At 60.2% G+C, this 20627-nt stretch carries 16 protein-coding genes; 6 read left to right on the top strand and 10 right to left on the bottom strand.

Features of this window, described 5'->3' with window-relative positions; all coding sequences use genetic code 11:
* Window positions 1–125: 125 nt before the first annotated feature.
* Complete coding sequence (locus WKI89_RS05710; RefSeq protein ID WP_337868211.1) at window positions 126–2768, bottom strand: AMP-binding protein; 2643 nt, start codon at window positions 2766–2768, stop codon at window positions 126–128.
* 321 nt (window positions 2769–3089) lie between these two features.
* Between WKI89_RS05710 and acs the strand changes: the two genes are divergently transcribed.
* On the top strand, window positions 3090–5036 hold the full coding sequence (gene acs / locus WKI89_RS05705) for an acetate--CoA ligase (protein WP_337868210.1): 1947 nt from the start codon (window positions 3090–3092) through the stop codon (window positions 5034–5036).
* A gap of 385 nt (window positions 5037–5421) precedes the next feature.
* On the opposite strand, the gene prfB is transcribed toward acs, so the two are convergent.
* Both prfB and murA read right to left on the bottom strand, forming a co-directional pair.
* A protein-coding gene (gene prfB / locus WKI89_RS05700) for a peptide chain release factor 2 (protein WP_337868209.1) occupies window positions 5422–6520 on the bottom strand; the annotation gives its coding sequence in 2 pieces (ribosomal slippage) (window positions 5422–6468 and window positions 6470–6520; 1098 coding nt in all).
* A gap of 133 nt (window positions 6521–6653) precedes the next feature.
* Complete coding sequence (gene murA / locus WKI89_RS05695; protein ID WP_337868208.1) at window positions 6654–7949, bottom strand: UDP-N-acetylglucosamine 1-carboxyvinyltransferase; 1296 nt, start codon at window positions 7947–7949, stop codon at window positions 6654–6656.
* Between the two features lie 178 nt (window positions 7950–8127).
* On the opposite strand from murA, the gene WKI89_RS05690 reads away from it, so the two are divergent.
* Window positions 8128–8349: a transcriptional regulator gene (locus tag WKI89_RS05690; protein ID WP_337868207.1), complete on the top strand. Its 222-nt coding sequence runs from the start codon at window positions 8128–8130 to the stop codon at window positions 8347–8349.
* Window positions 8350–8396: 47 nt separating this feature from the next.
* Here WKI89_RS05690 and rsmF read toward each other — a convergent pair whose 3' ends face one another.
* Window positions 8397–9770: a 16S rRNA (cytosine(1407)-C(5))-methyltransferase RsmF gene (gene rsmF / locus WKI89_RS05685; protein ID WP_337868206.1), complete on the bottom strand. Its 1374-nt coding sequence runs from the start codon at window positions 9768–9770 to the stop codon at window positions 8397–8399.
* A gap of 20 nt (window positions 9771–9790) precedes the next feature.
* Between rsmF and acpS the strand changes: the two genes are divergently transcribed.
* Both acpS and WKI89_RS05675 read left to right on the top strand, forming a co-directional pair.
* Complete coding sequence (gene acpS, locus WKI89_RS05680; RefSeq protein WP_337868205.1) at window positions 9791–10162, top strand: holo-ACP synthase; 372 nt, start codon at window positions 9791–9793, stop codon at window positions 10160–10162.
* Complete coding sequence (locus WKI89_RS05675; RefSeq protein ID WP_337868204.1) at window positions 10159–11001, top strand: SDR family oxidoreductase; 843 nt, start codon at window positions 10159–10161, stop codon at window positions 10999–11001. Before acpS ends, WKI89_RS05675 begins: the two co-directional genes overlap by 4 nt.
* Window positions 11002–11071: 70 nt before the next feature.
* On the opposite strand, the gene WKI89_RS05670 is transcribed toward WKI89_RS05675, so the two are convergent.
* The 6 genes from WKI89_RS05670 to WKI89_RS05645 form a co-directional block, all read right to left on the bottom strand.
* Window positions 11072–11815, bottom strand: coding sequence for an alpha/beta hydrolase (locus tag WKI89_RS05670; protein ID WP_337868203.1), 744 nt, complete (start codon window positions 11813–11815; stop codon window positions 11072–11074).
* A 155-nt stretch (window positions 11816–11970) separates the two neighbouring features.
* Window positions 11971–15327, bottom strand: coding sequence for an efflux RND transporter permease subunit (locus WKI89_RS05665; RefSeq protein WP_337868202.1), 3357 nt, complete (start codon window positions 15325–15327; stop codon window positions 11971–11973).
* Between the two features lie 82 nt (window positions 15328–15409).
* Window positions 15410–16648 (bottom strand): HlyD family efflux transporter periplasmic adaptor subunit, encoded by a 1239-nt coding sequence (locus WKI89_RS05660; protein WP_337868201.1) that lies wholly within the window; start codon window positions 16646–16648, stop codon window positions 15410–15412.
* Window positions 16648–17628: a TolC family protein gene (locus tag WKI89_RS05655; protein ID WP_337868200.1), complete on the bottom strand. Its 981-nt coding sequence runs from the start codon at window positions 17626–17628 to the stop codon at window positions 16648–16650. The genes WKI89_RS05660 and WKI89_RS05655 overlap by 1 nt, the downstream gene beginning before the upstream one ends.
* Window positions 17625–18962 carry a TolC family protein gene (locus tag WKI89_RS05650; protein WP_337868199.1) on the bottom strand — a complete coding sequence of 446 codons (1338 nt, stop codon included), beginning with the start codon at window positions 18960–18962 and terminating at the stop codon, window positions 17625–17627. The genes WKI89_RS05655 and WKI89_RS05650 overlap by 4 nt, the downstream gene beginning before the upstream one ends.
* Window positions 18955–19431 (bottom strand): MarR family transcriptional regulator, encoded by a 477-nt coding sequence (locus WKI89_RS05645; RefSeq protein ID WP_337868198.1) that lies wholly within the window; start codon window positions 19429–19431, stop codon window positions 18955–18957. The genes WKI89_RS05650 and WKI89_RS05645 overlap by 8 nt, the downstream gene beginning before the upstream one ends.
* A 135-nt stretch (window positions 19432–19566) precedes the next feature.
* Between WKI89_RS05645 and WKI89_RS05640 the strand changes: the two genes are divergently transcribed.
* A complete protein-coding gene (locus WKI89_RS05640) occupies window positions 19567–19932 on the top strand; it encodes a hypothetical protein (RefSeq protein WP_337868197.1) in 366 nt (121 codons plus the stop codon).
* Window positions 19933–20135: 203 nt separating this feature from the next.
* Window positions 20136–20609 (top strand): GreA/GreB family elongation factor, encoded by a 474-nt coding sequence (locus tag WKI89_RS05635; protein ID WP_337868196.1) that lies wholly within the window; start codon window positions 20136–20138, stop codon window positions 20607–20609.
* The last annotated feature ends 18 nt before the right edge of the window (window positions 20610–20627 follow it).

Below are 20627 nucleotides of genomic sequence, written 5' to 3'. Positions count from 1 at the left end.
ATGCCGTTGTTGGCTTTACGCCATCATCCGACTTTTACAGTTCCTAGGTCAATTCCTCTAACCTCCTACTCGACTTGAAAATTCTCAATTTGGGCAGGGGGCATTGAAACATCAAATCGCGAATCTCAAGGTTCCAGGGTCGAAAGGTCACCCGGGTCGGCCCCTTGTTCTTGTGCCTTGAGGAGGCGGCGCATAATTTTGCCACTCTTGGTGCGGGGTAGATGGTCTATAAACTCCACTTCGGTACGCACACTAGCGTTGCCCAACTGGCGGCGCAGATGGGCCGCAAGTTTGGCTGCCAGGATTTCACGCACCTCGAGACTGGTCTCGCGGGTTTTGAGCACCACATAGACCTTTATAATCTCGCCCAGTTCAGGGTTGGCAACCCCTACTGCAGCGGCCTCGGCGACCGCTGGATGAGAAAGCATGGCTCCCTCAATTTCTGCAGTTCCGATTCGCAATTCGCCAGCTTTGATGACATCATCCGAGCGGCCCAACAGGGCAATATAGCCCTCGCTGTCGCGCACCGCGATATCGCCAGTGGTATAGCAACCTGGAATGCGGTTCCACTGTTCTGCGTAGCGATCACCGTTGTTCCAAAAGGTACGCATGAAGTGCGGGAAGGGCTTGCATATTACTAGATGTCCCTTCTGTCCAGGAGGCAGTTCTCGGCCCAACGAGTCTACGACCCGCATCTCAACACCTGGCAAGGGGAACCCGGCTTTCCCTGGTTTGGCGGGCATGCAAACGGGTGTGGAGAGGCAAGGGCCGCCGGTCTCGGTCTGCCACCAGTTGTCTACCACGTGGGCTAGGTGATCGGCGGCCCAGTGCCAGACCTCTGGAGCCAGGTATTCGCCCACACTGGCTACCAGGCGTAAATCGGATAGATGGGCTTTTTTTGCCCACTCATCGCCGTGCTTACGGAGGGTGCGAAGCCAAGTAGGGCTAATGATGACAACATTTACACCACATTCTTCCAGCGTCTCGTAGAATCCACTGGGATCGGGGTAATCCAGCCGTTCGGCCCGTAGTACCGTGGTCAGGCCCTCTAGTAAGGGGGCGTATAGGCCGTAGCTGTGGCCCACAATCCAGGAGAGGTCGGCAGTGGCCCAGGAAATCTCGCCATCCTTGAGGTCGAAGAGGGTGCACAGATGGTAGGTAATGCCGACCATATAGCCACCGTGTACGTGTACAACCCCCTTGGGTTTGCCGGTAGAGCCCGAGGTGTAAAGAATGAAAAGGGGATGCTCACTATCAACCGGCAGGGCCGGTGTGGTGGGTTGTTGGGCCTCAATTAGATCCCAAAATTCCAGCGGCCTTGGCGTACCCCCACGGCTAAACCAGAGCACCGGCAAATCCAGACCTTGAGTGGCCTCTTCGATTAGGTTGGTAAAGGGAATGGTGCGTCCACCTTGGTACATCCGGTCAGCGGCTACCAGTAACCGAGCCCCGGTATCTTCCAGGCGCTCGCGCAAGGCCCGACTGCCCAGGCCTGCTGGAATCGCCATGTGCACTGCACCGATTCGGGCACAAGCCAAAAAGGTCAGGGCCATCTCCAATCCAGTGGGCATATAAACCGCCACTCGGTCGCCCGGCTGAATACCCAGCGAAAGCAACCCCCCCGCCAAACGCGAAGTCAGATCGCGTAGCTCGCGGTAGGTTAGTTTGTGCACCGCTCCATCGCCTGCCAACGCAATCAAGGCCAGTTGGTTGCGTCTGGGGCTGTCGGCGTATCGGTCCAGGGCGTTGTAGGTGATGTTGGTGGTGGCTTCGCAGAACCAGCGGTGATGAGGCAGTTCCAGTTCCCGTACCTTTTTCCAGGGAGTAAACCAGTGAAAGCGCTGGGCCCAGTCAGCCCAGAAAGCCTCGGGATGCTCGAGGCTTCGACGATACTCGCTGGAGTAGTCTTTCAGGTTGGCATGGGCCCGGAGTTGCGCAGGAGGCCAAATGGCTTGCTCTTCACTGGAAAACCCCAAGTAGGTGGGTTCACTGGCCTGCAGGGTGTGGGTTTCGTCGGTGGAGGTCGGCTCGACCCGTGCGTGACTGGAAGCCGCTTTGGCTACGTCTTGCACCGCTTGTGCCAGGCGTGTAAAAGCGTAGGGAAACCGTCTCGAGGGTACCACCACCCCAAAAGCCCCCATGACCTGGCCATCCTTGCCAAAAATGGGGGCAGCCAGCCCAGAGATGCCCTCGACGTGTTCTTCAATTTCGACCGCAAAGCCCATCTGGCGTACCTTGGCAAGTTCTTCCTCAAGGGTCAGTGGGTCGGTGATGGTGAGTCGGGTAAAAGCCCGCAGGTTCTGGAAGTGGGATGCTTGTGCTTCTGCATCGAGAAAAGCCAGCACGGCTTTGCCGATTGCCAAGGCATGGAAACCATCGGCGATCTGCTCTTCCAAGCCCGCTAGCTTGGGCAAGCCCTGGCGTCCACGGGTGGATAGGCGCAGCTTGCCTTCGCGGCTCAGCAGCGCCAGGTAGGTACGCTCCCGCGTACGCAAGTAAAGTTCTTCCAGCGCATCGGATAGTTTCTCGGGCTCGGCCAGGTGGGCAGGGGCTGGAGCCAAAGCTGTCTTGGAAAGGCGGTAGGTGCTGCCTTCACGCTCAGCAAATCCTTCCGAGACCAAGCTGGCCAGCAAGGCATACGCGGTAGACAGGCTCTTACCCAGAAAAGCCGCCAGGCGAGCTGCCTCCACCCCTTCCGGGTGTTCGGCCAGGTAAGCCAAGACCCGCAAAGCGGCCTGAACGGTGGTAAGTTTGCGGCTTTGTGCCATAGGGGGTTTCCAGGGTCGGAGTCCGAGGGCTTTGGAGCAAGCTCTTCGGAGCAAGCTCTAGAGCTAAGAGCCTACAGCAATCGCTATTGGGGAGCCTTCAAGGCTTTACTCCAGTTCTGGCTCTTGCCAAGTTGGCGTTATCATTGCTTTGCTGCAAGCGACTGTCAAGTAACTGACAAATTCCTACAATCGCCAAACCTAGCTCTTTCTTGACTGTCCAGCCTATTCTGCCTATGCTCACCTCAAAAAGGGTTGCTTTGGGCCTGAAGTGTTTGCTGCTGTGGTTTTCTCAGCAGGCATCATGAACCAGAAAGGAATGCGATGGAAAAAATCGAAGCTGTCTTGAAAGAAGATCGCGTGTTTCAACCATCTGAAGGGTTCAAGCAGTCAGCCAGGATCAGCCAATGGGAAGACTACGATGCCCTCTATCGCGAAAGCCTCGATAACCCCGATCAGTTCTGGAGCCGTGTGGCTGCCGAACTGCACTGGTTCAAACCCTGGGAAAAGGTTTTGGAATGGAATACCCCCAATGCCAAATGGTTTGTGGGGGGGCAGACCAACCTCTCGTACAACTGCCTGGATCGTCACCTGGCTACCAGGGGTAACAAAGCAGCCCTCATCGTTGAAGGGGAGCCAGGGGATTCGCGCGTCTTGACCTACCAGCAATTGCACCGCGAGGTGAGTAAGTTTGCCAACGTACTCAAGGGGCTAGGGGTTCAGAAGGGAGACCGTGTCACCATCTATTTGCCCATGATCGCAGAGGCAGCCATTGCTATGCTGGCCTGTGCGCGCATCGGGGCGGTACATTCGGTGGTGTTTGGTGGTTTCTCGGCTTCGGCGCTGGCCGACCGTATCAATGATGCCCAGGCCAAAGTGCTCGTGACGGCCGATGGGGGTTGGCGGCGTGGCAGCGTGGTGCCTCTCAAAGGCAACAGCGATGAGGCTCTTGCGGATACTAAGAGCATCCAGAACGTGGTGGTGGTCAAGCGCTGTGGCAACGAGGTTCACATGGAGCCGGGCCGCGACCACTGGTTTCACGAGTTGATGATCAACGCCTCGCCTGACTGCCCGCCCGAGCCCATGGATGCCGAAGACCCCCTGTTTATCCTCTATACTTCGGGTTCAACCGGTAAACCCAAAGGGGTCATGCATACCACCGGGGGCTACTCGGTTTATACCTATCTGACGGCCCAGTACATTTTCGATCTGAAGGAATCGGACACCTATTTTTGCACTGCCGATGTGGGTTGGATTACCGGCCACAGCTACGTGGTCTATGGCTTGCTGCAAAATGGGGCTACCAGTCTGATGTACGAAGGTGCACCCAACGCGCCCGATGAGGGCCGGATCTGGAGCATCGTCGAGAAATATGGCGTGAGCATTCTCTACACTGCGCCCACTGCCATCCGTGCTTTTATGAAGTGGGGTGAACAATGGCCCCTTAAGTACAACCTCTCGAGCCTGCGCTTGTTGGGTTCTGTAGGCGAACCCATCAACCCCGAAGCCTGGCTGTGGTACTACAAAGTGATTGGCAAGGAGCGTTGCCCGATTGTGGATACCTGGTGGCAGACCGAGACCGGCGGGATCATGATCACTACCTTGCCTGGTGTCCACGACATGAAGCCTGGGCATGCGGGGAAGCCCTTTTTTGGCGTGCAGCCCGAAATCGTGGATACCTCGGGCCAGCCTGTCGGCAACCCCGATGAGGGCGGCCATCTGATTATTCAAAAACCCTGGCCCTCCATGCTGCGCACGGTCTGGGGCGACCCTGACCGCTTTGAGCGGCAGTATTTTGCCCAGTATCCGGGCAACTACTTTACCGGGGATGGGGCCCGGCGCGATGCCGATGGTTACTATCTGATTCTGGGCCGGGTGGACGATGTGCTCAACGTCTCGGGCCATCGCCTAGGTACTATGGAAGTTGAAAGTGCCCTGGTCTCGCACCCCGCGGTAGCCGAGGCCGCAGTGGTGGGCCGCCCCGACCCCATCAAGGGCGAAGGAATCGTGGCTTTTGTGACCCTCAAAACCGGTCAGACCGCCAGCGCCGAACTGGCCAAAGAGCTCAAAGCCCACGTGGTCAAGGCTATTGGTGCGATTGCCCGCCCCGACGAGATTCGACTGACTGATGCGCTACCCAAGACCCGCTCAGGCAAGATTATGCGGCGCTTACTGCGGCAAGTGGCTTCGGGCGAGGAAATCAAGGGGGATACCAGTACCCTCGAGGATCGGGGGGTGGTGGAGCGGCTGAAGTCCACCCCCGCGCAGTAGCCTACAAAGCATCCCTGAAGGGGTCGGTTGGGTTTGTTGAAGCCGACCTCGAGCTGCTCACTAACGCAATAAGATACATTCCTTGGTTCACACCAATGTGGAAGGGTTCTGGCGGAGCCAGTTTCAAATCTCTGTGCGGATGCCGTTTTGAACTCCGGGGCACTCCCAGTTTTTTTTAACCTTGGGGCATTCCCTTTTGATCGGGTTGGTTTGCGACCATACGACGGTGGACGATTCGAAGGGCGAAGGGAGATGCGCCCCGAGCTTCTCGATGCGTTGCGCCACACCGAAGCCTGGCGGGTCCCCTTACAAGTAAGAATATTGTTCGCTGCTGCGCGGATGGCTGGGTTCGGGGCCAAACGCACCAAGGCTCCACAGACCCGGCCTACTCCTCGTCGGCGCTGGCCACGGTTTCCCGCCGCCCGGCCTTCCATTCCAGTCCAGCCCAGATCAGATTTTCCAGGTCGCCATCCAGTACGTTTTCGGGGTCGTGGCGCATTTCCCCGGTGCGATGGTCTTTGATGTATTGCTTGTCCAGCACATAGCTCCTGATCTGGCTTCCCCACTCGATGGGGCGGGCCTCTCCGCGCAGCCGGGCCAGCTCTTCTTGCTTCTTCTTGTATTCGATCTCGAAGAGCTTGGAGCGCAGGATATTCATGGCTATCTCTTTGTTTTTCTGCTGGCTGCGGGTGACCTGGCACTTGACGATGATGCCTGTGGGCATGTGCACTACTCGCACTGCCGAGTCGGTGGTATTGACTCCCTGGCCTCCTTTGCCCTGGGAGCGCATCACATCAATGCGCAAATCCTCGGGGGCAATCTGGATGTCCACCGATTCGTCTACTTCTGGCATCACTTCCAAAGCTGCAAAGCTGGTCTGGCGCTTGCCTTGGGCATTGAATGGGGAGGGCCGTACCAGGCGGTGTACACCCGCTTCGGGGGAGATCAGCCCGAAGGCGTTTTCACCCCGAACGATGAACTGCGCATAATCAATACCTGCTTCGGCGCCGGGCTCGAGGTCAATCAGCTCCAGAGTAAAGCCGTGGCGCTCGGCAAAGCGGGTATACATGCGGTAGAGCATGTTGGCCCAGTCGCAGGCTTCGGTACCGCCCGCGCCGGGCTTGATGGTCACAATGGCGGCGTTCTCGGCGTAGGGGAAGGAGAGTAGGGTCTGGTGGTAGAGCTCTTCGAGCTCCCGTCCAGCTGCCTCAAGTTCGGGCTGCATCTGCTCCCGCTCGAGGGCGCTCATCTCCGGCCAAAGCTCCAAAAGCCCCTGAAGATCGGACTCCAAGCGCTTATAGCTCTCCACTACCTTGCGCAATCGGGCCGATTCTTGCGAAATCTTGCGGGCATTGGCTGGATCGTTCCAGAGCGTGGGGTCGCCGATTTGTTGCTCGAGTTCGCTTAGGCGGGCTTCCTTGCCGGCGATGTCAAAGATACCCCCGAAGGGCCTCGAGCCGATGTTTTAGGGTGTCTAAATCCATAGCACCTGAGTGTAGGCTTTCCGAAGCCAAACGTCAAACGTCCAAACCGCTAAACCTTTGCCGGTTTGATCCTTTATCCGGGCCATACTCAGATGGGCAACAGCACCCGGGGCCGCATATGCCTTTAGGCCAGCTAGCGTGCAGACCAGTCTGCAGCCAAAGCCAGCTCGGGTAGCTGCACGCCGACCTGAGCCCCCAGGCTTCGCAGGCGGTTTTCGATATCGTCGTAACCACGCTCGATGTACTGCATACCCGCAATGTGGCTCTCGCCTTCGGCAGCCAGGGCAGCGATAATCAAGCCCCCCCCTGCGCGAATATCGCGAGCCTCCACTGCTGCGCCGGTCAGTTGGCGGCCCTGAATCATCAGGGTGCGCTCTTTCAGGGTCACTTCGGCCCCCATACGGGCCAGCTCACTGGCATGGGTGAAGCGGTCGGGGTAGATACGATCCGAGACCAGCGAGGTACCATGCACGGTAGTCAGATAGGCTGCAGCGGGGGGCTGCAAATCGGTAATGAAGCCGGGATACTCGCGGGCTTCGATGTTGAAAGGCTGTGGGGTAGGGGTGGCTTCCAGGCGAACCCAATCCTTGCCGGTGGTAATGGTGTGGCCCGACTGGATCAACTTGTCCAAGACCGCATCCATGTGGAAGGGTTCGACGTTGCTCAAGGTAATCGAGCCCCTGGTGGCGGCCACAGCAAACAGATAGGTTCCGGCCTCGATGCGGTCGGGTATGACGCTATAGCGCCCTCCGCGCAGGCTGGGCTTGCCCTTGATGTGCAGGATGCTGCTGCCGATACCTTTGATCTCGGCCCCCATCATGGTGAGGAAATTGCACAAGTCCACAATTTCGGGTTCCTGAGGGGTATTCACCAGAACGGCTTCGCCACCCAGGGCCGCGGCCATCAGGGCTTGCTCGGTGCCCCCCAGGGTGGGAAGGTCGTAGACCACCCGGCCCGAGGCGGGCTTATGCCGGCGGGCGGTGTAGGCCACACCGAGGTCGGTAATCTCGGTGGTAACCTCAAAACCCAGGCCCCGCAGGGCCTTGATGTGCTGGTCTACCGGTCGCTCGGCGAAATTGCAGCCGCCCGGCAGGGGTACGGTGCCTTCGCCGGCCCGTGCAGCCAAAGCCCCCAGCACGTTGAAGCTGGCCCGCATCTTGCTGACCAGTTCGAAAGGGGCGTGGGTGGAGAGGATTTCAGGGGTGTGGAGGTGGAGGGTGCGGCCTTCCCAGGCGTGGCGGGTGCCGATGTGACCCAGGAGTTCTAACAAAACGTCAATATCGCGCAGGCGGGGCACTTCGGTCAGGGTTATGGGTTCCGCCGTAAGGATGCTGGCGGTCATGAGCTTGAGCGCCGAATTTTTGGCTGGGAAAATACGAAGCTCACCGCTTAACGGGATTCCACCACGAATAGTTAGGGTTCGATCCATACTAGAAGTCATCTCCTGGTTCCTGGCGGGTATCTTTGCACAAGTTACACACAATACTCACCATGAGCATAGTAAGTTAGAACCATATTGTCAAGCGCAGATGTAACATGCTAAAGTTTAGTCAGAAACACATACGAGTATTACTTCCTCACCATACTCGTGCAGCCGCAAAGTATCTATGCCCAAAAAGGAGAAAAAGCGTTTGCAGGTGGTTATCAGCGACGATCAGGATGCGCTCCTGACCAAGCTGGCCTACGAGCTTTCCAGCCCCGAGCAACTGGTCTCCAAGTCGGAGGTAGTTCGCTTGGCTATCGAAAAACTGGCCGATGGGTTGGAGGAAGGCCAGCAGAAGACCCAGCTCAAGGAACTTCTGAAGAAGCTCGAGGCCGAAGAAGAGTAAGCGCAGGGGTGAGGAATAGGCGGAGGATTGACGGCTCCCCCTGGCATTTACAACCCTATTCTGCCTGGGCGCAAAACCCCACCCTTGAGCCTGCCCCAGCCCAGGCTATACTCCCCTATGGCAGTCTGGAGCCCAACCAGTACCCAGCCCTCCGGGCCCTCGGTCTGAACGGGCTGACCCAGGGCAAATGACATTGTCCTGGGGTCGTCTGTTGGCAAAGCCAGCTTGTTGCTGACCTGGTTGGGTTTCAGGTAGTGTGCCAGGGGCTTTGCCGGCAAGAAACGTCCCGAGTCCTTACGCTGGCTTACCCGCACTTCGCCCAGATAGAGCCCAGGTGCTGGCGCTTTGATGCCTGCGAGGCTGGGCAGCCCAGAGGGGAGTAGGTAGAGGTGGCCGGAACGCTCGAGGATTTCACCCTCTATCGCCGCCTGTAAATGCGCCTCGCTCCAGGCCTGCCACAGTGCGCGAACCTCACGGGACAGGGGGGGCACACGCTCCTGAGAGGGATGGTTTTCCTCGCCCTCGAGTTTGCGCAGCCTCGCCAGAAAATGCCCTTCTCCGCGTAGTTTGTGTGGCCACAGGCGGGCCGTTCGGGTTAGGGCGGGGTTGCCGTCGCCCCAGGCCGGAACTCCAGGGGCGAAAAGGGGGGAGATGCGGGCCTCCTCGAGCTCCCAACCAGGATTGCGCAAGAACTCAGCAATAATCTGCTCATTCTCCTCCGGTGCAAAGGTACAAGTGGAATAGACCAGAATACCACCTGGGCGCACCAGATCGCCTGCAGCCCGGATCAGGCCCTTTTGTACGTGAGCAGCGCGAGCCGGTGCTCCAGGCCCCCAGTGGCGCACCACCTCAGGATCTTTGCGAAACATCCCCTCGCCCGAGCAGGGCGCATCCAGCACCACCCGATCAAAGTAAGCGCCCCACTGACGGGCCAGTTTCTCGATGGAAGCTGAAACCACCGCCAGATTGGCTCCCCAACGCTCAATGTTTTCCAGCAGGCCGCGAATCCGCCCACCATCAATCTCGTTGGAAATCAGCAGTCCTTGGCCCTGCATCCGTGCCGCCAGGTGGGTGGTTTTACCCCCAGGTGAGGCAGCCAAATCCAAGACCCTCTCCCCCGGCCTGGGGTCGGCCAGCACTGCAACAGCCTGGGCCGAGGGTTCCTGGATGTAGTACAAGCCAGCATAGTAGTACGGATGCGGCCCGGGTCGGGCCTCGGCAGGGTAATAAAAACCCTCGGGCGACCAGGGAATGGGCTCCAAAGCCCAAGGGCTAATTTGCTGAAGTTGTTCTGGACTCAACTTAAGCGTGTTCACCCGCAGGCCATAGCTGCGGTCGGCAGAGGTGAGGGCTTGTAAAAACAGAGGGAATTCCGCCCCCAGCAGTTGCGACATACGGTTTAGAAAGGCCTTAGGTAGCACAGCGCTTACAATGCTAACCGATGGCTATTGTGGCAATTGGAACCGACCTTGTCGAGTTGAAGCGCCTTCGGGCGGTCTGGGAGAAGCATCCTGCGCGTTTTTTGCAGCGGCACTTTAGCCCGGCAGAGATCGAATACTGCCTGGGCAAGGCTGACCCGTTGCCCTCGCTGGCGGTTCGTTTTGCCGCCAAGGAAGCCTTTCAGAAGTGCTGGCCGGAGTCTTTTGGCTGGCTCGAGGTCTGGGTGGAGATGCAAGACCGCAAACCCCTGCTGCGCTTTGCACCCCGCATCGCGGCAGAGATGCAAGCGGGTCACCTCAAAACCCACCTCGCGCTGTCGCATGAGAAGAGCCATGCCTTGGCAATGGTGGTGCTGGAAAGGATGGAGCCTTGAAAACTGTTCTGATCACCGGCGCATCTACCGGCATTGGCGAAGCCTGTGCCTTGTGGTTGCAGGACAAAGGTTACCGGGTATTTGCCGGCGTTCGCAAAGATTCAGATGCAGAGTCCCTCCGGGAAAAGTCGAAAGGCCGTCTCACGCCGGTTTTGCTGGATGTGGTTGATGAGGTCTCTATCCGCGAAGCTGCCCAGTTTATCCTCACCCAGACGCCCCAACTGGACGGCCTGGTGAACAACGCGGGGATTGCGGTAGCCGGGCCGCTGGAGTTCCTTCCCCTGGAGGAGCTGAGGCGGGTGCTCGAGGTCAATGTGATTGGACAGGTCGCCGTCACCCAGGCTTTTCTGCCCTTGCTTCGCCCGGCCAAAGGCCGGGTGGTCTTGATGAGTTCCATCAGCGGGCGGGTAGCGGCTCCCATGATGGGCCCCTATGCCGCATCGAAATTCGCTCTGGAAGCCATCGGAGATGCATTACGACGTGAGTTGAAACCGTGGGCCATTGAAGTTTCGATCCTCGAGCCCGGCAACATCCAGACGCCCATCTGGAGCAAAGGGGTGGCTTGGGGCGAGGAACTCAAAGCGCGCCTTTCGCCGGAAGCCACCCGGTTCTATGGCCGCGCCATCGAGGGAATCCTGAACTATATTCGGGGTCAGGAGGGCCGAGGTTTGCACCCCGACGAGGTGGCCAGGGTCGTGGAGCAAGCCCTGTCGGCAACCCGCCCTAAAACCCGCTATTTGATCGGACGGGATGCAAAGGCGGGAGCCCTATTGGCCCGCTTTTTGCCCGACCAATGGGTGGATCGCTTTATCGCCGGGCGCAGGTTTGGACAGCAATAGAGCGGTTCCCACGAATACGCTGTACAGCTTTTTTTGCGATGCGCCGTAATGGGGGGAAACGCGATAGCGCTCAAGGCCTGGTCAGTGCTTGATCCAGGAAGGCCAGGGTTCTGCGGGCGATCTCGTCCCAGCCTGCTTCGGGGGAGATGGTGGCAAGGTTGTCACCGCGCTGCGGGCCATAAGCTCCAAAACCGGCGTGGTTGAGACCGGCGATGGTCTGGCGGGAGGTTCCTTGGGGGAACTTGCCCTGACTAGCTGCAAGTTGCTCCTGCCGAATCACCCCATCCTTTTCGCCGTACAGGGCCAGGGTGGGCAGGTTCTTGGCCGAGAGGTCGTTCTGGGGATACGCGGCCCACATAACCAGCGCCCTGACCTCCGGGTTGCTCTGGGCAAAGTTGGAGGCCACCACTCCGCCCAAGCTATGCCCCCCCACTGCCCACGGGAGCGTGGGGGCCTCGGCGATGGCCTGTCGGGCTTTACCCTGCTCGGTAACGGCCAGGTTGAAGCGTACCCGCAGCAGGGCTACACGGTAGCCGCTGGCCGCGATTTGCCGCAATACTGGGGCGTAGGCTTGGGGCTCCACCAACCCCCCTGGATAAAAAGCTAACCCGCCCTTGACCGCTCCCTGAGGGATAAAAACCCAGCCATAGGCAGTGGCTCGAACCTCGAGGTCGGTGCTCGATTCCAATGCCCGCAGTGCTGCTTGGCTGGGTGGGTAGGGAGTGAGTGCTCGCTGGGTATACCAGACCATGGCTCCGGCAAAGAGCAGCAATCCACCGAAGAAAATCAGCCAGAAGACTCTGTACTTATTCATAGAACGGTCGTAAGGAGTAGGGGAAGGGGGTTAGCTGCGCCATAGTGAGTTCTTTAAATTGCATCCTCACAAGGCGCAATACCCCCATGTATACCGGGCTGGTTACAGTGATAAACATTTCTTCATTATTTGCTGACCTCTCCACGCCGACTGCCCTAGTCGCCCACCGCCGGGGCTGCGCTGACCTGGCCTTGTCTTTGCTGCCGCATTTTCTCGTAGCGCCGGCGTTCAAACTGATAGAAAGCGGCGGGTACCACGAACAAAGTCAGCAACATCGAGACCGAGACCCCGCCCAGAATGATGATGCCCAGTGGGCGGCGGAACTCCGAGCCCTCGCCGCTGGCGGTGATGAGGGGTATCGAGATCATCAGCACCGTGAGGGTGGTCATCAGGATGGGGCGCAAGCGCAGCCGAGCCGCCTCGACCAAGGCGTCGTAGAGGGGTTTTTCCTGAGCTTGGCGAACCGCGAAGTCTAGGAGTAGAATGGCATTCTTGGTGACCAGCCCAATTAGAATCACCACCCCCAATACGGAAATCACATCCAAGCCACTGCGGAAGAAAAACAGGAACCAGAAAGCCCCCACCAGCGCCAAAGGCACCGGAAGGAGTAAGTAAAGGGGGTAACGGAAGGTATTGAACTGGCTGGCAATTACCAAAAAGTTGAGCAGCAAGGCCAGTCCAAAAGCGATCGGTGCGCTACGGGCCAGGTCACCCACAAAGGCGGTGGAACCCTGGGTTTCGAAGCGTACCCCATCGGTAAAGACCCCAGCTTTCTCGAGTTCCTGCCGCACCAGGTTGGAAAGCTGGAAGGTGCCAATCTCCGAGCCTGGAGCCCGGTTGGCGGTGATTCCGGTGGAAAAAGCCTGATTGGTGCGGGCCAATTGGGCAGGGGTCTGGCGGTTCTCGAACTGCCCCAGCGAGCCGATGGGCAGTGAGCTTCGCAGAGCCGGTGCAGCCACCGGTAGCGAGAGCAGGCTGGTCTGGTCGGAGACAAAGCGGGGGTCGGCCTTGACCACGATGGGGATGTCGTCACCACCGCTGCGCATGTTGCCGGCCTCAACCCCCGCGTTGTAGATGCGCAGGGTTTGGGCCAGATCGCCTGGGGTCAGGCCGGTACCCTGGAGCTTGGCGGCACTGGGCACCAGCACCCGCTCACTGGCGGTCTCTTCCAGACTGCTTCGGACATCAATCAAGTAGGGCAAGTTGCGCATGACTTGCAAGGCCAGTTGGTTCTTCTCGGCCAGCAACTGCGGGGTCGGGGCGGTCATGGTGAACTGAAGGTCGGCAGCACCCCCCGGCCCACCCTCCGGTACGGTGACCCGCAGGTCGGCCTCAGGTCTGTCGGCCACCAGCTTTTGCAGGGCTTCACGGTAGATGGGTAGTAGATCATAGACGTTTTCGCGTTCGTCCTTGGGCACCAGCTCCACCACGATCCGTGCTCGCTCGGGGTTGCCTGCCCCCAAGGCGTTTTGCGAGCTTCCAACAGTATTGAATACAGCCTCTACTTCGGGGCGGCTGTCCAGCCAGATTTCCAGCCGGCGGCTGAGGGCATCGGTCTGGGAAAGCGCCGTCCCTTTGGGCAGGGTGAGGTCAATATCAATCTGGCCGTTGTCGTTTTCGGCGGTGAAGTTGAAGGGGATACGCGGAGCTACAAAACCGATGCTCAGGAAGAAACCCAGCCCCACCAGCAGCACCAGCCAACTGCGCTTGAGGGCTGCTGATAGGGTGCGGGCATAGGTTTCTCGCAAGGCCAAAAAGATACCCTCCGAGATGTTATGCAGGCTGCCGGTGATGGCACCGGCCAGCCCCACCAATACCGAAGCCAGCCAGCGCAGGGGAGCCAGCGCCAGGGTTAGGGGGGTGATGAGGATGTTGAAAATACGCCGCCCCAGGCTGAGGCCTGGTTGCTGGTAGATGTGCAGCCGCAGACCCCAGCGAAAATCCTGACCGATACCCGCAGCCCGCCGACCCAGCTGAGGCCAGGTAGGGGGTTCGGGGTCGGGGAAGTAGGTCAAACGAACCGTCAGGAAGAACAAAGCTTCCAGCCAGCTCACGGCAATGGCGGCAGCGAGCACGATGCCAAACTGGCGGAAAAACTCCCCGATAATGCCGGGCAGAAAGCTGATGGGCAAAAAGACCGCCATCAGAGACAGTGTGGCTGCCGAGACCGCAGAAAGTACCTCGGTGGAACCTTTGAGCACGGCTTCCTTGGTGGGGTAGCCCATACGGCGGAAGCGCTCGATGTTCTCTGACAACACAATCGAGTCGTCTACCACGATGCCCACTGCCACAATGATAGCCAGCAAGCTGATGATGTTGAAGGTGAAGCCAAGCAACCCGAATACGATCAGTGCACCGGCCAAGGTGATGGGAATTGCCACCACCACGCTGAAGACCGAGTTGAGCTTGCCCAGGAAGATCAGGGTGATGAAGGAGACGATGGCGGCTACCAACAACACCTCGCGGAAAGTATCGTTGACGGTGTTTTCGATAAAAGTGGTGTTGTCACCCACGATGCGGGTTTGGTAGCCCTGGGGTAGCCGGGCATTGGCCAGGGTGCGCTTGACGCCTTGAGCCACCGCAACCGAGTTGGAGTCGGGGGTTTTACGGATCGCAATGGGGATTACAGCTTCGCCGTCGAGCCGGGTCAGGCGGGTGGGGTTAGCTTGGCCATCGCGCACGATGGCCACATCACGCACCTCGATACCCCGTGAAGGGTCTACCAGGATGCTGGCGATCTGCTCGGGGGTGGTGGGGGTGTTGCGCAGGGTAAAGAGCAAGCGCTGCCCATCGGTGGACTGGGTTCCTGCTGGAACCGCCAGAGCCGAAGCCTGGATGGCCCCGACCACCTGTCCAGGCGAGAGGTTGTAAGAAGCCAACCGGTAGGGCTCGAGCAAAACCTGCACCTCTCGGCTGGGGGCCCCTTGAATCTGCACATCCGCGACCCCCGAAACCAGTTGAAGCTGGGGTTTGAGCACATCCTCGGCGTAGCGGGCAACCTCGCGCAGATCGCGTCCATCAGCTGACAGTGCGATAAACAGAATCGGCGCGGCTGCGGGGTCGAAACGTTGAACGACTGGAGCCTGGGCGTCGCGGGGAAGCTGCCCGCGCACCGCGGCGACCCGCTGCGATACATCGGTGGCCACACGGTTGATATCCTCGCCAAAGTCGAACGAGACGATGACCTGCGAAAAACCCTCGCCCGAGATCGAAGCGATCTGATCAATGCCCGAGAGGGTCGAAACCGAATCTTCGATGCGGCGGCTGATCTGGGTCTCGACCTCTTCGGGGCCAGCGCCTGGGTAGGCGGTGGTGACAGCCACCACCGGAATCTCGAAGCGGGGCAGCAGATCTACCCCCACCCGGCTGCCAGCAATCAGGCCAAAGAGTACCAGGGCCAGAAAAGCGGCGGTCGAGAAGACGAAGCGCTCGACAAAGAACTTGATGGCGGGGTTCTCGGGTTTGCGGGGGTCGAGTTGTGGCGGGCTGCTAGGACGATCTGGGTTGCTCATACCCCCTCCTGACCAAGGCTAAATAGGGCAGACCGGAGCTGCATGCTAATTCCGACCCTCCAACCCCTTGCGCGAAACCAGCTCACTGCACCACCTCGAGGGCATCGCCATTGTTGAGGCTTGCCGGCACGGGGAATACTACCTGGACACCCGCCGGGAGGCCCTCGACGGCAGCGCGGGCGCCGGTGTCGGCCAGCACCTGCACCGGTGTGCGAACGGCTTTGCCATCCTGTACCGCATACACATAAGTGGTGCGGCCTTCGGTTTGCAAGGCGCCAGACGTGATCAGGGTGCCCCGGGCCAGAGTCAGGGTGTAGCTGACCTGAGCGCTTGCGCCCGGTGGTAGGGTGCCTTCAACCTGGGCCGTCAGTTCGACCAGGCGGTCGGTACCGGGAACCTTGGTACTGCGGGTGATGGTGGCCGGGTAGTTCTGCCCCCCGTAGAGCAGGGTAATCCGGCTGCCCAGCGGCAAGGCGGCAGCATCTTCTGGCGGCAGTCGGAAGTCCGCCTCGAGGCGGGTGGTATCGGCCAAGCGGAAGGCCCGTTGTCCGGCAGCCACAAACTCGCCCGGGTTGAGGAAGACCTCTGCGACCACGCCCGCAAAGGGTGCCTTAACTTCGGTATCGGCCACTGCCCGCTGGGCCTGGGCCAGTTGGTTTTGGGCTTGTTGTACCTGTAAGCGCAGCAGGGCTAGGTCTTCGGTGGAAGCGCGCTGGTTGCGGGCCAGGTTTTCGCGGGCGTTGTCGGCGGCAGCCTTGGCCTGGTCGTAGGCGGCCTCGAGGCTGGTCAACTCCACCTGCGCGATGGCCCCGGCCTGGAACAGTTGCTTTCCTTCGCGGTAGCGCCGCTCGGCCACCTGGAGGTTGGCCTGGGCCGACTCGAGGCTGGACTGCAAGGGCGCGAGTGAACCCGAGGTGGAGCGCTGGGCTCGAGCGAGGTTTACCTGGGCTTGTTGCAGAGCCAGTTGGGCGTTGCTCAGGGCCGAGCGAGCATTCACCGGGTCGAGCCGCAAGACCACCTGGCCCTGGGCCACCCGGCTGCCTTCGCGCACCAATACTTCCAACACCTTACCCGAAGCGGTAGCCCCCACCTGGCTTTCGCGGGTCGGAGAGAGGGTTGCGCCGGTGGTGCGGGTGGTGGTCAGGGCACCGCTCTGGGTCTGAACCACCCGTACCTTGATGCTGCGGGCCGCAGCGGCTTCTGCCGCCGAGGGGGCCGGGGTTTCGCTCTGGGCGGGCCGACGGGGGCCACACCCTGCCAGCACCAGAGCGATCAGACCCAGCCAGACCCAGGTTTTATAAGAGAACCAGGCACCCTGCATCAACGACCTCCTGCCAATAGGCTGTAGTAGGCCCGCCAGTAGTTGCCCTGGGCTTGTTGGGCAGCTAGCTCGGCTTGAATAAAAGAAAGCTCGGTTTGCAGATAGGCCACTGCGCTAATCAAACCGGCATCCAGCCGCTTCTTGTCGTTGGCTAAGGTTTCGCGGGCATTGGCGAGGGCGGCTTGCTGAATACCCAGCGCACGGGAGGCGGCCTGGAGGTTTTGATACAGCGAATCATATTGCAGGCCTAGGCCCCGTTCGATTTCCCTGGCTCCTGCGCTGGCTTGATCGGCCCTCGAGCGGGCCGCGTCAATATCGGCCCGGGCCGCATAGCTGGGGTCGAGCAACTCGACCTGGAGGCTGGCCAGTTCGCCGCGTTGCCGGGCCTGGAGCACATCGGGGTTCTTGCCCAGCAGTTCACGCACCGTGCTGGCTTCGGGCAGGGCTGGAGGGTTGGGTAGAGCGGCTACCGCACTGAACGCACCCACTAGGCTGCGCAATGAGGCCAGGGCCAGGGCCAGGCCGTTTTCGGCCCGGGTGGCGTTGCTGCGGGCGTCGTCTAGGCGGTTCTGGGCGTTGCGAACGTCCAGGGCGGTGCCGGAGCCGTTGCGCTGGCGAATCTGGGCGATTTCCAGGCCGCGGGTAGCGATCTCGAGGGCCTTTTGGGCCAGGCGCACCTGAACCTGGGCCTCGAGCACCTGGGTATAGGCTCCCACGATGCTGTTCTGGGCCTGGATTACGGCCCGGTCGAAGTTGGCCTGCGCAAGGGCCGCTCTTTGCTCGGCCTGAACCTGGGTGGGACGGGTCAGCAGGGGATCGGCCAGCACCCGTGTGAGGTTGGCCTTGGCATCGTCGAGCTCGGCTTTGGCTGCCACTACCGGGGCTTGTTCCGAGGCCTTGGCAAGGGCTGCTTCTAGGTTTAAGTTTTGTGCTTGAGCCAGGGTCAGCAGGGTCAGAAATATGGGTACAGCCAGTCTCATGGGTTCACCTCACTGAGGGGTAGGGCAAAGAAGCGGTATAGGTCTAACAGGCGTTGGGTTCGGCTCAGCTCTGCCTGAAGCAGACCCAGGCGGGCCTGGGCTAGGCTCAACTCGGCTTGCAGGGTGGCGAGGGGGCTCACCAGACCCAGCCGTTCGCGTTCGCGGGCTTCGCCAAGGGCGCGCTCGGCATCGCTTTGTACCTTCTGAGCATTGGCCAAACTCTGTTCGGCGGTTTGCAACGAGGCGCGCAACAGATCCTCTTGCAGCTTGCTGCTGCGACGGGCCGCCTCTACGGCTTGACGGGCCGCATCCACTTGTTTTTGGGCGGCCTCAAGCGCATCCACCACCCCAAAGGCGATGTTGGCCGAGAGGCCAATGGTGAGCGTTCCGACGATGCGATCCTGGGGCGCACTGCGGCCCTGGGACTGGTTGGTGTAGCTGAGGCTGGGCTGCAGGGTACGGGAGTTGATCGAGAGGGTCAGCGAATCGTTGTCGGAGGTGTTGCGGGTGTAGCTGCCTTGCACCACCGGCAAGACCCCTCGCAGGGTTCGGTCGAAGCCAATCTGGGCGCCCGCAAGCTGGAGTTCGGCCTGCCGTACCGGTGGGGGGGTGCCCTGCGCTGGGATTGTTAGGCGGGGCGGGATCGCGCTGCTGGACCCAACCAGATCGGCCAGACTCTGCCGCGCCAGCACCAAGTTGCGCTCGGCATCGGTCTGCTGAAGGGCAGCCTGCCGCAGGCTGGCCTCGGCCTGGCGCACCTCGCTGGGGCTGGCGGCACCTCGGCCCTCTCGAACCTTGGTGGCCTCGAGGTTGGCCTGGGCCAGCCGCTGGCCCAGGCGGGCTACTTCCAGCCCCGACTCGGCCAAGCGTACCCGCAAGGCGGCCTCTACCGCCTGGGCCTCGAGCTGGGTGCGGGCCTGGCGCAAGCCCAGGGCAGCCTGTTCGACCGCCAGGGCAGCCTGGTTGGCCGCGTCCGATACATCGCCAAAGGGGAACGGGGTAAAGGTGAGGCCCAGGCTGACCTGCCGCCCATCAGAGGGTAGGTTAATGCACTGCGGGTTGAGGGGGTTGGGGCAGGTAGGTGCGCCGGGGGGCGGCGTAACCTCGAAAAAAGAAAGCCCTCCTTGCGCTTGCAGGCTCACCGGGCTCAGAGTAGCCCGCAGCTGAGCCTGGGCTGCTTCCAGACCCAGGCGGGCCTGTACCAGTGAGGGATGGTTCTCCAGCGGTGCAAAAAAGCCCTGGGCCAATCCCAGACCATGCAATCCGAGGAGCATTGTCCAGACAATCCACTTGGCCGCGAGCGCCCTGTGCTTTACGCCCGGGCCCTTATTCATGGTTCACCGCCTGTTCGGAAGGCTGTGGGTCTTTTTCCAGGGGGGTCGGCTCGGTGAGCTTGCGATAGCTCTGGGTCAACATGGTGATCTCCTCGGGGCTGAGCCGGGCATAGCGTTCACGCGAAACTTCCCTCCAGTTCTTGCGCATCTGCACCAAAAAATGCTTCCCTTCTTCGGTTAGCAGAATACGCACCTTGCGCTTGTTGTTGGCGTCCAGTTCGCGCCGAACCAGCCCCCGCTCCTCGAGGCCCGCCAGAAGCTGCGAAACCCCCGGTGGCGAGGCATCCATCACGAAGGCTAGACCCGACGGCTGGTCAATCCCCTCCGAGACGCACATCAGCGCGAAGGCTTGCATGGGCGAGACGCCCAGACCGGCGAAGGCTCTTTGCTGGTCGAGCCGCATCTGCCACACCAAATGGGTGGACAACTGCCACAACTCGTCCAACGTTTCGTCCAATGCAAACTTCATACGTGTGAAATATTAGGCCGGGCAAAGAAGAGGAAAAGAAGGTCTCGCTACAGTTTTCACATGCGGGCCTGCCAAACGAGAGAATAAAGTGCGCCGAGCACTTCGGTTTGGGTATCGTGGTAAGCTACTACCAACATGAGGGAGAAAGTCTTCGAAGAGCGGGAACTGATCTTAGAGCTGTTCCCTGGCACTTCCCCGGAGCTGTTGCCTCCGGGGGAAGTGCTTTATTACCGGGATCATCTGGGGCGGGTGCATATAGAAGAAAGCCCACTCCATCTTGTCTTAGAGCCGCTGGAACGCTCCTCGAGCACCACCCCCATCATCTGCGAGGCATGTTTGCGCCATGTTTCCCGCACGGCGGCACAGTTCTTCCGCTTTGGCGTGGGTGAAAACGAGCGTCACTTTCGCTATGTGGCCCTGTGCCGTGACACCAACAGTTGTTCGGGGGCGGCCCGGCCGGGGCGTTTGAGGGAAATCCTCTTAAGGGGTATACTGCCCTGAGCAGTTGGCTGGTGGAGGCACGACGGCGAAGCCGCTGTCCCGAAGGGGATCTCTAGGGGATGGTCGAAACCAGGCTCGGCAGAGGGTGCGCCGGGCCTCTTCCTTGAGCCGGCAACTGGTCTCATATGAATCTCAGAACAATGGCGCAGCATCGTTAGCGTTTAGCGCCGCAAGAAAATAGGTTTTAGGTTTCAGGAGGCTGGATGGCACGCGAAGTTAAACTCACCAAATCGGGATATGAACGTCTGGTGGCCGAGCTCGAGCAAGAACGAGCCCGGCTACAGGATGCCACGCGTATTTTACAAGAGCTTATGGAGTCCTCCGACGACTACGACGACTCCGGCCTAGAAGACGCCAAGCGCGAGAAGGCCCGCATCGAGGCCCGCATAGACTCCCTCACCGACACCCTTTCCCGTGCCGAGATCATGGAAGAGGAGGGCAACAAGGTGAACGTGGTCAGCCTGGGGGCCATTGTGAGCCTGAAATCCAAGGAAGGCGACCATATGGAGGTGCAGGTGGTGGCCCCGGCCGAGGCCAGCGTCCTGGAGCGCCCCATGAAAATCTCCGACGAGAGCCCCTTGGGCAAGGCCCTGTTGGGTCAGAAAGTGGGGGCCAAGGTGATGCTCGAGACCCCCAAGGGCAAAAAAGAGTTCAAAGTTGAGACAGTGAAGCACTAGCCTATCAGGTGGTCGAAC

The sequence above is a fragment of the Meiothermus sp. genome, from assembly GCF_037443965.1.
Classification (GTDB): domain Bacteria; phylum Deinococcota; class Deinococci; order Deinococcales; family Thermaceae; genus Meiothermus.
The sequence above is the reverse complement of the archived record's forward strand: the minus strand, read 5'-3'. Positions and strand labels throughout refer to the sequence as shown.

What these genes read in the sequence shown, in the direction of transcription:
- WKI89_RS05660 (WP_337868201.1), bottom strand. Translation starts at nt 16,648, where the DNA reads ATGCAGGGTGCCTGGTTCTCTTATAAAACCTGGGTCTGGCTGGGTCTG.
- WKI89_RS05640 (WP_337868197.1), top strand. Translation starts at nt 19,567, where the DNA reads ATGAGGGAGAAAGTCTTCGAAGAGCGGGAACTGATCTTAGAGCTGTTC.
- WKI89_RS05645 (WP_337868198.1), bottom strand. Translation starts at nt 19,431, where the DNA reads ATGAAGTTTGCATTGGACGAAACGTTGGACGAGTTGTGGCAGTTGTCC.
- WKI89_RS05710 (WP_337868211.1), bottom strand. Translation starts at nt 2,768, where the DNA reads ATGGCACAAAGCCGCAAACTTACCACCGTTCAGGCCGCTTTGCGGGTC.
- WKI89_RS05635 (WP_337868196.1), top strand. Translation starts at nt 20,136, where the DNA reads ATGGCACGCGAAGTTAAACTCACCAAATCGGGATATGAACGTCTGGTG.
- WKI89_RS05665 (WP_337868202.1), bottom strand. Translation starts at nt 15,327, where the DNA reads ATGAGCAACCCAGATCGTCCTAGCAGCCCGCCACAACTCGACCCCCGC.
- murA (WP_337868208.1), bottom strand. Translation starts at nt 7,949, where the DNA reads ATGGATCGAACCCTAACTATTCGTGGTGGAATCCCGTTAAGCGGTGAG.
- WKI89_RS05650 (WP_337868199.1), bottom strand. Translation starts at nt 18,962, where the DNA reads ATGAATAAGGGCCCGGGCGTAAAGCACAGGGCGCTCGCGGCCAAGTGG.
- WKI89_RS05690 (WP_337868207.1), top strand. Translation starts at nt 8,128, where the DNA reads ATGCCCAAAAAGGAGAAAAAGCGTTTGCAGGTGGTTATCAGCGACGAT.
- acs (WP_337868210.1), top strand. Translation starts at nt 3,090, where the DNA reads ATGGAAAAAATCGAAGCTGTCTTGAAAGAAGATCGCGTGTTTCAACCA.
- acpS (WP_337868205.1), top strand. Translation starts at nt 9,791, where the DNA reads ATGGCTATTGTGGCAATTGGAACCGACCTTGTCGAGTTGAAGCGCCTT.
- WKI89_RS05655 (WP_337868200.1), bottom strand. Translation starts at nt 17,628, where the DNA reads ATGAGACTGGCTGTACCCATATTTCTGACCCTGCTGACCCTGGCTCAA.
- WKI89_RS05670 (WP_337868203.1), bottom strand. Translation starts at nt 11,815, where the DNA reads ATGAATAAGTACAGAGTCTTCTGGCTGATTTTCTTCGGTGGATTGCTG.